Annotated in this window: 13 protein-coding genes and 1 tRNA gene; 9 read left to right on the plus strand and 5 right to left on the minus strand. The window is 69.8% G+C overall.

Going from position 1 to position 14,678, the window contains the following annotated elements; translation table 11 throughout:
• Nucleotides 1-80 precede the first annotated feature (80 nt).
• Together HQK15_RS08870 and HQK15_RS08875 are read left to right on the plus strand one after the other, a co-directional pair.
• The gene (locus tag HQK15_RS08870; RefSeq protein ID WP_173490985.1) at nt 81-653 is read left to right on the plus strand and encodes a thermonuclease family protein; all 573 of its coding nucleotides are present in this window, start codon (nt 81-83) and stop codon (nt 651-653) included.
• A gap of 95 nt (nt 654-748) precedes the next feature.
• Complete coding sequence (locus HQK15_RS08875) at nt 749-2,797, plus strand: ATP-dependent DNA helicase UvrD2 (RefSeq protein ID WP_173490986.1); 2,049 nt, start codon at nt 749-751, stop codon at nt 2,795-2,797.
• On the opposite strand, the gene HQK15_RS08880 is transcribed toward HQK15_RS08875, so the two are convergent.
• On the minus strand, nt 2,765-4,123 hold the full coding sequence (locus HQK15_RS08880; RefSeq protein WP_367649113.1) for an ABC1 kinase family protein: 1,359 nt from the start codon (nt 4,121-4,123) through the stop codon (nt 2,765-2,767). The genes HQK15_RS08875 and HQK15_RS08880 overlap by 33 nt on opposite strands.
• 27 nt (nt 4,124-4,150) lie before the next feature.
• Nucleotides 4,151-4,963 carry a hypothetical protein gene (locus HQK15_RS08885; RefSeq protein WP_173490987.1) on the minus strand — a complete coding sequence of 271 codons (813 nt, stop codon included), beginning with the start codon at nt 4,961-4,963 and terminating at the stop codon, nt 4,151-4,153.
• Between the two features lie 190 nt (nt 4,964-5,153).
• Here HQK15_RS08885 and HQK15_RS08890 point away from each other — a divergent pair, with 190 nt between their 5' ends.
• Both HQK15_RS08890 and HQK15_RS08895 read left to right on the plus strand, forming a co-directional pair.
• The gene (locus tag HQK15_RS08890) at nt 5,154-5,312 is read left to right on the plus strand and encodes a DUF5679 domain-containing protein (protein WP_162891075.1); all 159 of its coding nucleotides are present in this window, start codon (nt 5,154-5,156) and stop codon (nt 5,310-5,312) included.
• 422 nt (nt 5,313-5,734) lie between these two features.
• Nucleotides 5,735-6,226, plus strand: a complete 492-nt coding sequence (locus tag HQK15_RS08895) for a SprT-like domain-containing protein (RefSeq protein WP_217361373.1) — start codon at nt 5,735-5,737, stop codon at nt 6,224-6,226.
• On the opposite strand, the gene HQK15_RS08900 is transcribed toward HQK15_RS08895, so the two are convergent.
• Together HQK15_RS08900 and HQK15_RS08905 are read right to left on the minus strand one after the other, a co-directional pair.
• The gene (locus tag HQK15_RS08900; RefSeq protein ID WP_173490988.1) at nt 6,159-6,737 is read right to left on the minus strand and encodes an NUDIX hydrolase; all 579 of its coding nucleotides are present in this window, start codon (nt 6,735-6,737) and stop codon (nt 6,159-6,161) included. The two genes, HQK15_RS08895 and HQK15_RS08900, sit on opposite strands and share 68 nt — an antisense overlap.
• Complete coding sequence (locus tag HQK15_RS08905; RefSeq protein WP_173490989.1) at nt 6,734-8,053, minus strand: zinc-dependent metalloprotease; 1,320 nt, start codon at nt 8,051-8,053, stop codon at nt 6,734-6,736. Before HQK15_RS08905 ends, HQK15_RS08900 begins: the two co-directional genes overlap by 4 nt.
• A gap of 67 nt (nt 8,054-8,120) precedes the next feature.
• On the opposite strand from HQK15_RS08905, the gene HQK15_RS08910 reads away from it, so the two are divergent.
• From HQK15_RS08910 to HQK15_RS08925, 4 genes are read left to right on the plus strand one after another with little or no spacing between them, the layout of a single operon-like run.
• Entirely contained in the window at nt 8,121-8,543 is a 423-nt protein-coding gene (locus HQK15_RS08910; RefSeq protein WP_173490990.1) for a molybdenum cofactor biosynthesis protein MoaE, read from the plus strand.
• A 27-nt stretch (nt 8,544-8,570) separates the two neighbouring features.
• Nucleotides 8,571-9,650 (plus strand): YlbL family protein, encoded by a 1,080-nt coding sequence (locus HQK15_RS08915; RefSeq protein WP_173490991.1) that lies wholly within the window; start codon nt 8,571-8,573, stop codon nt 9,648-9,650.
• Nucleotides 9,641-10,150: a PPA1309 family protein gene (locus tag HQK15_RS08920; RefSeq protein ID WP_217361374.1), complete on the plus strand. Its 510-nt coding sequence runs from the start codon at nt 9,641-9,643 to the stop codon at nt 10,148-10,150. The genes HQK15_RS08915 and HQK15_RS08920 overlap by 10 nt, the downstream gene beginning before the upstream one ends.
• Nucleotides 10,151-10,180: 30 nt before the next feature.
• Nucleotides 10,181-13,117, plus strand: coding sequence for a UPF0182 family membrane protein (locus tag HQK15_RS08925; RefSeq protein WP_173490992.1), 2,937 nt, complete (start codon nt 10,181-10,183; stop codon nt 13,115-13,117).
• Nucleotides 13,118-13,162: 45 nt separating this feature from the next.
• On the opposite strand, the gene ilvA is transcribed toward HQK15_RS08925, so the two are convergent.
• On the minus strand, nt 13,163-14,431 hold the full coding sequence (ilvA, locus tag HQK15_RS08930) for a threonine ammonia-lyase IlvA (RefSeq protein ID WP_173490993.1): 1,269 nt from the start codon (nt 14,429-14,431) through the stop codon (nt 13,163-13,165).
• Between the two features lie 122 nt (nt 14,432-14,553).
• Here ilvA and HQK15_RS08935 point away from each other — a divergent pair.
• Nucleotides 14,554-14,630, plus strand: a tRNA-Met gene (locus HQK15_RS08935).
• Nucleotides 14,631-14,678: the final 48 nt, after the last annotated feature.

The raw sequence follows: 14,678 nt of genomic DNA on the forward strand, positions 1-14,678 counted from the left end.
CAACACACCGGTGGGGTCGGCCATTCCACGGGTTGGCGGCCGAGTTGTGTCAGGGTGTCGCCTCTGGCATCTTGCTCACCATGGAACAGCTCAAGGGGAAGAGCTCAGCGCTCATGGTTGTCGTCGTGCTGGTCGCCGGAGGGATCTTCTACCTCATCGGCGGGGGATCGGACACGGTCGAGGTCAGCAGCAGCGTCAAGAAGCCCTACGACGCGGTCGAGATGACCGTCTCGTCGGTGCGCAGCGACGGCAGGTTCCGCGGCATGATCGAGCGGTCGGGGCGCTACGCCGACAAGGGGCTGCGGACGATCGGCACCTACGACCGGGTCTACCTGCGGCTGGCCGACGTCGAGCCACCGCAGCCCGCCCGGGACCCCTGCTGGATCGACGAGGGGCAGAACGCCCTCGACGACCTGATCGGCGCGCGCATCTGGGTCGACCCCAAGGACGTGCAGGAGCAGGGCAGCGGGACCTTCACGGTCTACGCCTGGAACCGCTCGGGCACGTTCGTGCAGGAGCAGCTGATCCGCGACGGCGACGCCAAGGTCTTCGCCGGACGCCTGTCGTCGACCTATCGCGACGCCCTCACGGCGGCCGAGGACGAGGCGTCCGCGGCAGAACGGGGCCTCTTGGGAGCCTGCGCAGGACAGTAGGACCGGTGGACAGCGCGGTGGGGAGTGTCGTCCTCGGCGACTAGGCTGGGGAGGTTCCCGCACGACCCGCCACGACCACCTCCTGAGGAGCCCGAGTGCCCGACGCCGACGACCTGTTGACCGGGCTCGACCCCGAGCAGCGGGAGGTCGCGCTGGCGCTGCGGGGCCCCGTCAGCGTCGTCGCCGGTGCCGGCACGGGCAAGACCCGGGCCATCACCCACCGCATGGCCTACGGCGTCGCCACGGGCGTCTACAAGCCCACCGAGGTCCTCGCGGTCACCTTCACGACCAAGGCCGCCAACGAGATGCGCGTCCGACTGCGCGAGCTCGGTGCCGCCGGCGTCCAGGCCCGGACGTTCCACTCCGCGGCGCTGCGGCAGGCGCGGTTCTTCTGGCCGCACGTCTACGGTGGCGAGTTCCCCGAGGTGACGCAGTCCAAGTTCCCTCTCGTCGCCGAGGCGATGCGCCGCCTGGGCAAGCGCGCCGACACCCCGCTCCTGCGCGACCTGTCGTCCGAGATCGAGTGGGCCAAGGTCTCCAACATCACCCCGACGGCCTACGCCGCGGCGGCCGGTCCGGCGCGCCGTGAGGTCGCCGACCTGTCGGCCGGCGACGTCGCCAACGTGCTGGCCAGCTATGAGGAGGTCAAGCGCGAGCGGGGCCGCATCGACATGGAGGACATCCTCCTGGTCACCGCCGCGATCCTCGCCGACGACGAGCGCATCGCCGCCCGGGTGCGCCAGCAGTACCGCTGGTTCGTCGTCGACGAGTTCCAGGACGTCAACCCGTTGCAGTCGACGCTGCTCGACCTGTGGCTCGGCGGTCGCGACGACATCTGCGTGGTCGGCGACCCCCGCCAGACGATCTACTCGTTCGCCGGTGCGTCCCCGCAGATCCTCGCCTCGTTCGCCCGCAAGCACGAAGGTGCACAGCGCATCGAGCTCGTGCGCAACTACCGCTCGACACCACAGATCGTCGCGGCGGCCAACGCCGTGTTTGCTCGGACGGCTGCAGCCGACGGCGTCCGTCTGCTGTCGCAGCAGGAGCCCGGCGACCCCGTGACCTACGTCGGCTTCCCCGACGAGCTCGCCGAGGCCAACGCGGTCGCCAACGAGATCGCCCTGCTGCACCGCCGGGGCATGCCCTACCGCGAGATGGCGATCCTCTATCGCATCAACGCCCAGTCCGAGGCCTTCGAGGAGGCCCTGGGCGAGCACGGCATCCCCTACTCGATGCGCGGCGCGACGGGGTTCTTCAACCGCGCCGAGGTGCGCCAGGCGGTCACGCTCCTGCGCGGCTCCGCCCGAGGCGGCGAGACCGAGGGACACCTGGTCGACGACGTCCGCGCGATCTTCTCCGCCATGGGCCACACCGACGACCCGCCGACCGCGGCGGGCGCCGTCCGCGACCGGTGGGAGTCGCTGCACGCCATCGTGACGATGGCCTCCGACCTCGCCGAGGCAGCTCCCACCGCCGGCATGACGGCACTCGTCGCCGACCTCGACCGACGCATCGAGCAGGCGCACGCACCGGCGGTCGACGGGGTGACGCTCGCGACGCTGCACTCGGCCAAGGGCCTGGAGTGGGACGCGGTCTTCTGCGTCGGCATGCACGAGGGCATGATGCCCAGCGTCCACGCCGACACCCCGGTGCTGGTCGAGGAGGAGCGACGCCTGTTCTACGTCGGCGTCACCCGCGCGCGGCACGACCTGATGATCTCGTGGGCGGCGTCCCGCAAGCCGGGTGGCCGGGGCTCACGCCAGCCGACCCGCTTCCTCGACACGCTGCTGCCCGCGGGGCACCAGGCGCGTCAGGTCTCGGCGCAGGCACGCCAGCGCAAGGTGGCCAAGTGTCGGGTCTGCAACGAGATCCTCGCGGTGGCCGACCGCAAGCTCGGGCGCTGCTCGACGTGTCCGGCGACCTATGACGAAGAGCTCTACGAGACGCTGCGGGCCTGGCGCAAGGAGCAGGCGACCGAGCAGGGCAAGCCCGCCTACGTCATCTTCACCGACGCGACGCTGCAGTCGATCGCCGAGGCGAAGCCGGCCGACGCGGCCGCGCTGGAGCGAGTGCCCGGCATCGGTCCGGCCAAGATCGAGCAGTACGCCGCGTCAGTCCTGGCCCTCGTCGAGGAAGCCCGGTAGCGACTCCTCGAGGATGGCCCTGAACGGGGCCGTCGCACCGAGCTGGCTCAGCACACCGATGCCGCCGATCCACACCCGGTGGATCAGGAGGTACTGCGGTGGCAGGTTGATCTTCATCGCGGTGCCCATGCCCTCGGCGTTGGGGGCGCTGACCCGCAGGGTCTGCGCCCGCATCCACTCGCGGCTGAACGTGAACCGTTCGACCTGGGCGGGCTCGACGAACGGGCCGATGTAGCGGGCGATCGTCTCGGCGTCGAGATCGGTCTTGGCCTTGAGGAAGCCCTCGTCGCGCAGCCCCTCGAGGACGCTGTCGTAGTCGCCGGCGACGGCGTGGCGCAGCAGTCGTCCCATCGAGGCCGGCAGGCCCTCGGGCAGGCGGGCGACCGCACCGAAGTCGACGACGCCGAGCCGACCGTCGGGCATGATCCGGAAGTTGCCCGGGTGCGGGTCGGCGTGCAGCATGCCCGCGCGCCGGGGACCGGCGAACAGGAACCGCACGTAGGCCTCGCCGTAGCGGTCGCGCTCCTCCTGGGTGCCGTTGGTGATGACGTGGGCGAGGGAGGAGTCGCTCTCGAGCCACGTCGAGACGAGAGCACGCTCGGTGTGGGCGAGCGGAGAGGGGACGGTGATCTCGGGGTCGTCGGTGAACGCCTCGGCAAAGACGCTCTGGGCGCCGGCCTCGAGCGAGTAGTCGAGCTCTTCGGCGACGCGGTCCTGCAGCTCCTTGACGAGTGGCTTGACGTCGAGGCCCGGTGCGATGACACCGAAGAGACGAGCCAGGCGACTGATCTGCCGCAGGTCGGACAGCAGGGCCTTGGCGGCGCCGGGATATTGCAGCTTGACCGCGACGTGGCTCCCGTCCGACCAGGTCGCGCGGTGCACCTGCCCGATCGACGCGGAGGCCGCCGGCTTGTCCTCGAACGACGTGAACTGGGTGCGCCAGTCTGGGCCGAACTCCTGGGTCATGACGCGGTGGACGGTGCCCGGCGGCATAGGGGGAGCGGAGTCCTGCAGCTTCACGAGGGTCTCGCGATAGGGGCCGATGAACTCCTCGGGCAGCGCGGCCTCGAAGATGCTCATGGCCTGGCCGAACTTCATCGCCCCGCCCTTCAGCTGCCCGAGGACGCTGAAGATCTGGTCGGCGGTGCGGCGCTGCACCTCGTCGAGAACGAGGTTGGCCGGCGTCCCGACGATGCGCTTGCCGAGGCCGAGCGTGGTCCGTCCGGCGAACCCGACCGGGAGCGATGCGAGGCGAGCACCTCGGGCGAACGCGCTGCCGGCGATGGGGCCGCCCTTCGGCTGGTCCTGGTCTGGGGTCTCGGGCACCCGTTCAGGATAGTCCCGCTGTCGCGATCACGCGGTCTCGAGCAGGTCGCACGCGCACCGGTGGTGGAACGGGACAGGCCGGACCGTGCGTTCGTCAGGTGCCGGGCCGACGAGCAGGCACTGCCCGACGGAGCGTGCTCGTCGGCCATCGGCGTGTGACAGCACCTCGACGGCGAGCTCGACCGCTGCGGCGTGGCAGGTCGTCGCTGCCAGGGCCGCGGCACTGGCGCCGGTCGCAGGACGGCCGAGCTGCAGCAGCAGTGCCGGCCACGCGGGATCCCAGTCGGCCCGGTGCAGGTCGTGGCAGCCCACGCACGGCGTGACGCCGGGGCGGACGAGCGGCCCGATGCGCACCCGGTCCTCGTCGATCACGACGGGCAGGTGGGTGAGCCCCCACAGTGATGCCTGCTCGAACGTGGCGCGCGACGGCTCGCCGCACGAGACGACGACGGTCAGATCGGGCTCGGTCGAGCTGAGCCGAGTCAGGCCCGACTCCATGAGGATCGAGCGGGTCGTGTCGGCCAGGGCGACACCGCCGGGGTCGCTGTGGATCGCGAGCTCGTAGGCCGGCCGAGCCGGCCGCTGCGGACCGTCGACGACGGCCCCGAGCGCGAGGAGCTCGTCGAGCGTCGCGCCGACGTCTGCCTCCAGCTCGGGCACCCGCTCACGGGCCAGCGATCGAAGTCGCCCGATGTCGCGGGCCCCGTCGAGCAGCCGCAGGAACGCGAGGAGGCCGGGTCGGTCGGCGAACACGATGCCGGGGGAGGTGCCGACCTGAAGGTGCGTGGCGTCGCGCCGCAGCAGCGGTGCTCCCGGACGCACGGCGGGTCGAAATGCCATGGCGACAGCCTGCCCCCGAGCGCGGGGACGGCCAACCGCCCGTCCACAGACCTGGCTGGCCGGCCCCGCCGTGTGCGCGCGAGGATGGCCGTCGCGACTCGCCGGTGGCATTTACGCGGGGCTGAGCGTGAAATCCCGCGCTCACGGCTACGCTGACAGTGATCAGCACCACATCGTCAAGGAGGCCGCAATGTCGGAAACATGGAGTGGCGAGTTCTACTGCGTCAAGTGCAAGGAGAAGCGCGAGACGTCCGGAGAGGTCCACGTCAGTGACAAGGGCACTCGCATGGCCAAGGGCATCTGCCCGGTCTGTGGCACGAAGCTGAACCGGATTCTCGGCAAGGCCTGAATCCACACCCGCGGAGCCCCTGCGGCTCCGCACTTCCCCGAACCTCGCGGAGGATCCGACACCGGTCGGATCCTCCGCAGTTCTGTCTGGGGCACCTGATGGTCCGCGGGCCCTCGGCACGAAGAAGAGGCTCCCGACCGGGCTTGCCTTCCCCTTGCGAGCCCGATCAGGAGCCTCGAATGGCGTTGACGCTAGGGGCACGGAACGGTGCCCGTCAACCGACTTCACCGAACTGTTGTCCACGCTTGTGGATAACAATGGGGACAAGTTGTGGGGAACGCCGAGCGGGCATGTGGACGAGCCCGTGCACAACCTGTGCGCGGTCCATCGGATCACCCGTGACCGGCCGGTGTGACCTGCACGTTTGCCCCGTTTCGGCTGTGGACACAGAAATGTCGTGGACCCGGCGATAGATTCCTCCCATGGACGAGGTGGAGATCCGGCGCAGCACCCGACGCAAGCGCACGGTGCGCGCCTACCGCGAGGGCGGCAAGACGATCGTGCTCATGCCGGCCCACCTGTCGAAGGCCGTCGAGGACGAGCACGTGCGCAGCCTCGTGGAGCGGCTCGACCGCCGCGAGCAGCGAGTGCGGCCCAGCGACGACGAGCTCCTGGCACGGGCCGCCGAGCTCTCACAGGCATGGTTCGGCGGACGGGCCGTCCCGTCGTCGGTGCGGTGGGTCACCACGATGGACAAGCGCTGGGGCTCGTGCTCCAGCGGTGATGCGAGCATCCGGTTGTCACACCGGCTGCAGGGCATGCCGGCGTACGTCGTCGACTACGTGCTGGTGCACGAGCTCGCGCACCTGATCGAGCCCAACCACAGCCGTGACTTCTGGGCCCTCGTCAACGCCTATCCGCAGACGGAGAAGGCGAAGGGATTCCTCGAAGGCGTGTCGTGGCAGCAGCGATGAGGTCGCGCACCGACTGATCGGTGTCGGCCGGCAGGTCGTCGATGGCGAACCACGCGAGATCGTCCGACTCGTCGCTGATGATGATCGAGTCGTCCGCCGCGACGCCGACGAACTGCACGTCGAGGTGGTGCGACGGTCGGACGGGACCGCATCCGGGCACCTCGTGCAGCGACAGGAGCACGGGCTCCGGATCGATCGAGAGCGACGTCAGGCCGCTCTCCTCGCGGCCCTCCCGCAGCGCCGCGTCGACGAGGGACGCGTCACCGGGCTCGCAGTGCCCGCCGGTCTGAAGCCAGCGCCTGATCCGCTTGTGGAGCGTCAGCAGGACCCGGGTCCGGTCGTCGGCGACGATGATGACGCTCGCCGTCAGGTGGTCGGGGTGGCAGTCGCGGCTCATCGCATCGACGTGTGCCTCGAGGTGGTCGAGGTAGACCAGACGCAGACGCTCCTGCTCGGCGTCGGGTGCGGTCCACCGGGTGAGGACCTCGTGCGCGTCGTCGCGCAGCGTCACTCGGGACGGTCCTCGTCGCCGGCGTCGCCGTCCTTGCCGGAACCGTCAGCGCCGGAACCGTCAAGCAGCTCACCGAGCGCCGCGTCGAAGTCGTCGTCGCTCTGGCTGCGGCTCTCGCCCTGCGCGAACCCGAGCGGGTCGTCGAGGTCGGCGGCCACGGGCATCAGGTCGGGGTGGCTCCACACCGCGTCGCGGGCGTCGGCGCCTTGACGGTCACGCATCGCCGCCCACAGGGTCGTGGCCTCGCGCAGCTTGCGTGGACGCAGCTCGAGGCCGACGAGCGCCGCGAACGTCTGCTCGGCCGGACCGCCGGTCGCACGACGACGACGCATCGCCTCGGCGAGGGGAGCGGCCGCAGGCATGCGGTTCTTGGTGGCCTCGGCGACGACCTCGTCGACCCAGCCCTCGATGAACGCGAGCAGCGTCTCGAGACGGTCGAGCGCGCGCTGCTGCTCGGGGGTGCGCTCGGGCTCGAACAGCCCACCGGCGAGGGCCTCCTGGATGTCCTCGGGGCGGGAGGGATCGAGGCTCTGCATCTGCTGCTCGATCGCCGAGATGTCGATGCGGGTGCCGCGGCCGTACTCCTCGATGGCGCCGACGAGAGCCGACCGGAGCCAGGGGGAGTGCTGGAAGAGGCGGTGGTGCGCGCACTCGCGGAGCACGACGTAGAGGAGCACGTCGGACGCCGGGTGCTCGAGGCCCTCGCCGAACGCCTCGACGCCGGACGGCAGGACGGCCGCGACCCGCTCGGTGCCCAGCGGCAGGCCGATGTCGGTGGACGACACGACCTCTCCGGCGAGCCCGCCGAGCGCCTGGCCGACCTGCTGGCCGAACATCGCGCCGCCGGCCTGGGTCAGCATGCCCATCAGGGGGCCGGCCATGGCCTTGGCCTCCTCGGGCAGTGCCTCGCTCATGGCCTTCACGACGTGCTCGGCGATCGGCTCGACGAGCGTCTGCCACGTGTCGGCCGTCGACTCGATCCACTCGGCGCGGCTCCACGCGGTGGCCGTGGTCGCGCCGGCCGGGATCGACGTGACGGTGTCGAGCCACGACTCCGCGAGGCGTACGGCGTCGTCGACCGCGCCCTGCTGCGCCGACGTGGGCGACGGGTCGGGACCGGCCGCGGCCACGGTGTGGCGGGCGACGTCCTTGGCCATGTCGAAGTTGACGCTGCCCTCGTGCGGAGCGAACATCTTCTGCATCTGCCCCATGATCTGGTTCATGTCGATCTGGCCACCCGAGAACGCGCCGAAGAGCTGCTCCATCGGGGTGCCCTTGAAGGGGTTCTCGGGCTCGTTCTTGTCGTCGTCGGCCATGGGTCAACCCTAGCGAGTGAGTCCTCGGAACCCGAGGCATTCGTGTTCGCCCTACGATGAATCCGACATGACTGCCGTTCGCCTCGTCGACATCCGCGAGACGCCGTTGAGCCTCGACGAGGTCTACGGCGCCGTCATCGACCCGACGGCAGGTGGCACGTGCCTCTTCGTCGGCACCGTCCGCGACCACGACGGTGGCCAGGGCGTCGAGGCCCTCGGCTACTCGTCCCACCCGACCGCGGTGGCCCGGCTGCGCGAGGTGGCCGAGCGCATCGCAGAGGAGTGCGACGTCGTCGCCCTGGCCGGCGTCCACCGGGTCGGCGACCTGACGATCGGTGACCTGGCCGTCGTCGTCGCTGCCTCGGCCGCGCACCGTGCCCAGGCGTTCGAGGCGTGCCGACGCCTGATCGACGAGCTCAAGACCGACGTGCCGGTGTGGAAGCACCAGACCTTCACCTCGGGTGACTCCGAGTGGGTCCACCACGCGTAGGTTGCCGTCACTCACTAGGCTGCACGTGTGTCCGACCCCACTTCCATGAGCCGCCGCTACACGACCATGGTCGTGGCAGTGGTGTCGCTCATCGTGCTGACGAGCGTGGCATTTCTCGTGCCGGTGCCGTACGTGACGATGAAGCCGGGGCCGGTGTTCGACACCCTCGGGTCACCCCGCGTCAGCAACAACCAGCCGCTGCTGACCTTCGGCGACGACGTCAAGACCTACCCGACCACCGGGTCGCTCGACTTCACGACAGTCTCGGTCAGCCGGGCCGACAGCCACGTGACGCTGCTCGAGGCGGTGACGTCCTACTTCGACGGTGACGTCGCCGTCGTGCCCAAGTCGCGGATCTATCCCGACAACGAGTCCGCGAAGCAGTCGACCGCCGAGTCGGCCGCGCAGCTTGACGGATCCAAGGACGCCTCCAAGGTCGCCGCGCTTCGGGCGGCCGGCTACACCGTCACCGCGCGGGCCGAGGTTGCCGGCGTGCTGAAGGACGGTGCCTCGGCCGGCAAGCTCGAGGCGGGCGACATCATCACGACGGTCGACGGCACGAAGGTCGCCGACCCCGATGCCACCGTCGCGGCGATCGGCTCGGTGAAGCCGGGCGACACCGTCAAGATCGGCATCACCCGCAAGGGCGCCAGGAGCGTCGTCCCGATCGTGACCAGGCCCGACCCCGACGACGCCTCCGCGCCGCGGATCGGCATCTCGATCGGCACTGACTACTCGTTCCCGATCACGGTCGACAACAACGTCGGGCGCGACATCGGCGGCCCCAGCGCCGGCACGATGTTCGCCCTCGCGATCTACGACCGGCTCACCCCCGGCCAGCTGACCGGGGGCAGGACGATCGCCGGCACCGGCGAGATCACCGCTGACGGAGTCGTCGGCCCCATCGGAGGCATCCGCCAGAAGATGGCCGGCGCCGCCGAGGCCAAGGCCACGATCTTCCTGGTGCCCGCCGACAACTGCGCCGAGGCCACCGACGGCGACGACGACGGCCTGCAGCTGGTCAAGATCACGAAGCTCGATGACGCGATCGCCTCGCTCGAGGCGCTCGCCAAGGATCCGAAGGCGAAGGTGCCTGCATGCAGCTGATGCCCGACTCCCCGCTGCGACAGGCAGCGCTCGAGGTCGAGTCCCACGTGGGATCTGAGGGATGGGACCAGGCTCCGCGCCTGTTCGCCCTCGTCCCGACCGCCGACCTCATCGCCGCCGAGCCCGGTCTGGCCGAGCAGCTCAGCGACGACCACGACGGCTACACGCCCATCGAGCAGGAGCTGCCGCAGGGTCGCGAGCTCGAGGACCTCCTCACCGAGATCGAGTGGCCCGACGCCGTCACCGGATGTGCGGCCGTGATCGAGCGCATCATGCTGCCGCCGGAGGCCGAGGAGTCGCTGCCCGACGACCCCGAGGCGATCGTCGAGGTCGCCGCCAGCCACCCCGACCGTCGCGAGGTCCGTCTCGTCGCGGCCGTCACCCGCGACGGGCAGGCGCACAGCGCCGTCCGCGCCAAGGATCCCGACGACGCCGTGCTGCTCGAGGGCCCCGATCTCGTCCCCGGACTGATCGAGCACCTCCGCCGCACCCTGACATAGAGTCTTGACACACCCCCACCCAGGAGACCCGTGAGCGACATCTTCGGAACACCCCGACCACGCCAGCCCCAGCCCTCCGGGTCGGGACGACGTCAGCGGGTGCTCGTCCCGACCCTCGTCACCCTGGCCGCCCTGCTCCTGCTCGGCTCGATCTTCGTCAGCGTCTGGACCGACCGTCTCTGGTTCAAGTCCGTCGGCTACAGCGACGTCTTCCGCAGCATCCTCGTCTCGCGGATCCTGCTGTTCGTCGTGCTGGGCCTGATCTTTGGCCTGTTCGTGGTGGCCAACCTCTACATCGCCTATCGCACCCGGCCCGACACCGTGCCGCTGCGTCGTGACGATCCGGCCTACCGCTACCGCCTGGCCCTGACCCCGATCCTCAAGCCGATCGGCATCGGCCTGTTCGTCGTGCTGACCGCGTTCGCCGGCTCGGTGGGTGCGAGCCACTGGGACACCTACAAGATGTGGCGCAACGGCTCGTCGTTCGGCGTCAAGGACCCGCAGTTCGGCAAGGACGTCGGCTTCTACGTCTTCGACTACCCGTGGTGGCGCTTCCTGACGTCGTTCTCGTTCGCGATGATCGTCATCACGGTGCTCGCGGTGCTGTTCCTCAACTACGTCTACGGCGGCATCCGCATCGCCGGCCGCGGTCCCAAGCTGACCCGCGCCGCCCAGGTGCACCTGTCGGTGCTGGTCGGCCTCGGCGTCCTGACCCGCGCGGTGTCCTACTACCTCGACCGCTTCGGGCTCGCGATCGGCAACTCGACGCTGTTCGACGGCATCGGCTACACCGACGCCAATGCCCGCATCCCCGGCAAGAACATCCTGATCGGCGTCGCGATCGTCTGCGCGCTGCTCTTCTTCGCCGCGATCTTCATCCGGTCGTGGACCCTCCCGGCCATCGGCCTGGGCCTTCTCGCGCTCACCTCGATCCTGATCGGTGCCATCTGGCCGGCCGTCATGCAGGGCTTTCAGGTCAAGCCGTCCGAGCCCGACAAGGAAGGGCCGTTCATCGCCCGCAACATCGAGGCGACCAGGCAGGCCTACGACGTCGCCGACACCGAGGTGGAGGAGTACTCCGCCAAGACTGCGCTCACGCCGGCCGAGCTCGCGTCGTCGGCCGAGTCGCGAGTCAGCACGCGTCTGCTCGACCCGACGCTCATCTCGGACGCGTTTGAGCAGCTGCAGCAGGTGCGCGGCTACTACTCCGTGCCGCAGACCCTCGACGTCGACCGCTACAAGCTCGAGGGCGAGGACAACCCGCAGGACACGATCATCGCCGCGCGCGAGCTCAACCTGAGCGGTCTGCAGGACAGCCAGCGCAACTGGGCCAACGACCACACGGTCTACACCCACGGCTACGGCATCATCGCGGCCCGCGGCAACGAGCGCGGACCCAACGGCGAGCCGGTCTTCACGGCCAAGGACATCCCGCCGGTCGGCGAGATCAAGACCACGACGCCTCCGCGCATCTACTTCGGCGAGCAGTCGCCGTCCTACTCGATCGTCGGTCGTCCGAAGGGTGCCGCCCCGATCGAGGTCGACATCCCGCGCGGTGGCTCGACCTCGGCCGACGACGGCGAGGCCAACGCGGCCCAGAACACTTACGACGGCAAGGGCGGCGTGCCGGTCGGCAGCCTGTTCAACAAGGTGCTCTACGCCTTCAAGTTCGCCGAGCCCAACATCGTCCTGTCGAGCCGGGTCAACTCCGAGTCCAAGATCCTCTACGACCGTGAGCCCCGCGACCGGGTCAAGAAGGTCGCTCCGTGGCTGACGGTCGACGGCGACTCCTACCCGGCGGTCGTCGACGGTCGCGTCGTCTGGATCGTCGACGGCTACACGACCAGCAACGCCTACCCGTACTCCGAGCACCGCTCGCTGCGCGAGGCGACGGCCGACACGCTGACCGACGGTCGGTCGCAGGCGGCGCTGCCGACCGACCAGGTCAACTACATGCGCAACTCGGTCAAGGCCGTCGTCGACGCCTACGACGGCAGCGTCAAGCTCTACCAGTGGGACACCGAGGACCCGGTGCTCAAGACGTGGATGAAGGTCTTCCCCAACGTCGTCGAGGACAAGACCAAGATCAGCGACGCCCTGCTGGAGCACCTGCGCTACCCGGTCGACCTGTTCAAGGTGCAGCGCGACGTGCTGCAGCGCTACCACGTCACCGACGCCCAGACGTTCTACGAGGACGGCGAGCGCTGGAAGGTCCCCGAGGACCCGACGGCCCCGCGCGCCTCGCGGGCGCTGCAGCCGCCCTACTACCTGTCGACGGCGCGTCCCGGCGAGGACACCCCGAAGTTCAGCGTCACGAGCGTCTACCTGCCCAACAGCCGGCAGAACCTGGCGGCGTTCGTCTCGGTCAACTCCGAGGCGACCGACACCGAGAACTACGGCAAGATGCAGATCCTGCAGCTGCCGAGCGAGACCCAGATACCGGGTCCGAGCCAGATCGCCAACAGCTTCCAGACCGACCGAGGGGTCACCCAGGCGCTGCTGCAGTTCGAGCAGTCTCAGGAGGCCCGCATCCTGCGCGGCAACCTGCTGACCCTGCCGGTCGGTGACTCGCTGCTCTACGTCCAACCGGTCTACATCCAGCGCAGTGCGTCCGAGGGCAGCTTCCCGGTGCTCCAGTTCGTGGCGGCGTCCTTCGGCGGCGACGTGGGCTTCGGCCAGTCGCTCGACGAGGCGCTGCGGGTGGCGCTCGGGCTCGAGGAGGGGTCGTCCGGCACCGACGGCGGGACCGCCACGCCCGGTGACTTGGGAACCACCGAGCCGGACGACGCCACGAAGCAGACGGCGTCGCAGCTGCTCGACGATGCGTCGCGCTTCTACGACCAGGCCCAGGCAGCCCTGAAGGACGGCGACCTGTCGCTCTACCAGCGTCGGATCAACCAGATGGGCGAGAAGATCGACCAGGCCAAGCAGGTCGTGGACGACGCCGCTGCTGCTGCGAAGAAGTAGTGGTTCTGGGCGGCGCCCGCTGGGGCGCCGCCCAGACCAGGCAGCTCACACCAGGTAGTGGAACAGGGGGCTCCCTGGCGGCACCTGCTCGACGCCGAGCGGGCTGTCGTCGAGGCGTGCCAGCAGGCCCGCAAGGTCGTCGTGGCTGGCCAGCTCGATGCCGATGAGGGCCGGGCCGTTCTCGCGGTTGTTGCGCTTGACGTAGTCGAACAGCGTGATGTCGTCGTCGGGGCCGAGGATCTCGTCGAGGAACCGGCGGAGCGCTCCCGGCTCCTGGGGGAAGCTGACCAGGAAGTAGTGCTTGAGGCCCTGGTGGATCAGCGAGCGCTCGAGGATCTCGCCGTAGCGGCTGATGTCGTTGTTGCCGCCTGAGACGACGCAGACGACCGTCGATCCTGGCTCGATCTCGAGCCCGGCGTCGAGCAGCGCCGTGGCGAGGGCGCCAGCGGGCTCGGCGATGATGCCGTCGGACTGGTAGAGCCGCAGCATCTCGGTGCAGGCGTGGCCCTCGTCGACGGTCATGATCTCGGTGCCGGCGTCGCGCACCAGCGGGAAGGTGTGGTCGCCTACGATGCCGACGGCGGCGCCGTCGACGAAGGGGTCGACGTCGTCGATCCGCACGGGCCTGCCGACGCGCACCGCGGCGCTCATCGACGCGGCACCGGTCGGCTCGACGCCGACGATGCGGGTCTCGGGGTGGCGCTCGCGCATCCACGTCGAGATGCCGGCGACCAGGCCGCCGCCTCCGACCGGGACGACGAGGAGGTCGGGGGCGGTGCCGAGCTGCTCGACGATCTCGGGCGCGACGGTGCCCTGCCCGCTGATCGTGCGGGGATCGTCGAACGCAGGGACGAGCACGGCACCGGTGTCGGCGGCGTCCTGCTGAGCGGCGCGGAATGCGTCCTCGTACGAGTCGCCGACCACGATGATCTCGACGTCGCTGCCGCCAAGCGTGACGATCCGCTCGCGCTTCTGGCGCGGGGTGGTGCCGGGCACGAAGATCCGACCACGCACGCCGAGCCGCTGGCACGCGAGGGCGACTCCCTGGGCGTGGTTGCCGGCGCTGGCGCACACCACACCGTGGCTCCGTGCCTCGTCGTCGAGCTGGACGATGAGGTTGTAGGCACCCCGGATCTTGTAGGAGCGGACGGGCTGCAGGTCTTCACGCTTGAGCCACACCTGTGCGCCGGTCGCCTCCGACAGGCGGGCGTTGAGCTCCAACGGCGTGCGGGTGGCCACCTCGGCGACCCGGATCGCGGCCTCGTCGATCGTCTGAGCGGTGACCTGAAGCGGTGGTGTTGGGGGAGTGCTCACGTCGGTCAACGCTAGTCGCGTGACGTATGGCCCGTGATGCCGGTGTCAGGGCGTGGACGGTGCACGCGTCCAGGGACCCGATTTGGAAGTGCGGGCGGTGACCTGTAAAGTAGAGCAGGCGACGCGGGGTGGAGCAGCTCGGTAGCTCGCTGGGCTCATAACCCAGAGGTCACAGGTTCAAATCCTGTCCCCGCTACCAATCGAAGGCCCGAACCAACAGGTTCGGGCCTTCGTCATGCCGGCAGCG

Source organism: Aeromicrobium stalagmiti, from assembly GCF_013283745.1.
In the GTDB taxonomy this organism is placed as follows: Bacteria; Actinomycetota; Actinomycetes; order Propionibacteriales; family Nocardioidaceae; genus Aeromicrobium; species Aeromicrobium stalagmiti.

Coding starts and splice junctions, on each gene's coding strand:
- HQK15_RS08870 (WP_173490985.1), top strand. CDS start 81: ATGGAACAGCTCAAGGGGAAGAGCTCAGCGCTCATGGTTGTCGTCGTG.
- HQK15_RS08885 (WP_173490987.1), bottom strand. CDS start 4,963: ATGGCATTTCGACCCGCCGTGCGTCCGGGAGCACCGCTGCTGCGGCGC.
- HQK15_RS08890 (WP_162891075.1), top strand. CDS start 5,154: ATGTCGGAAACATGGAGTGGCGAGTTCTACTGCGTCAAGTGCAAGGAG.
- HQK15_RS08895 (WP_217361373.1), top strand. CDS start 5,735: ATGGACGAGGTGGAGATCCGGCGCAGCACCCGACGCAAGCGCACGGTG.
- HQK15_RS08905 (WP_173490989.1), bottom strand. CDS start 8,053: ATGGCCGACGACGACAAGAACGAGCCCGAGAACCCCTTCAAGGGCACC.
- HQK15_RS08910 (WP_173490990.1), top strand. CDS start 8,121: ATGACTGCCGTTCGCCTCGTCGACATCCGCGAGACGCCGTTGAGCCTC.
- HQK15_RS08920 (WP_217361374.1), top strand. CDS start 9,641: ATGCAGCTGATGCCCGACTCCCCGCTGCGACAGGCAGCGCTCGAGGTC.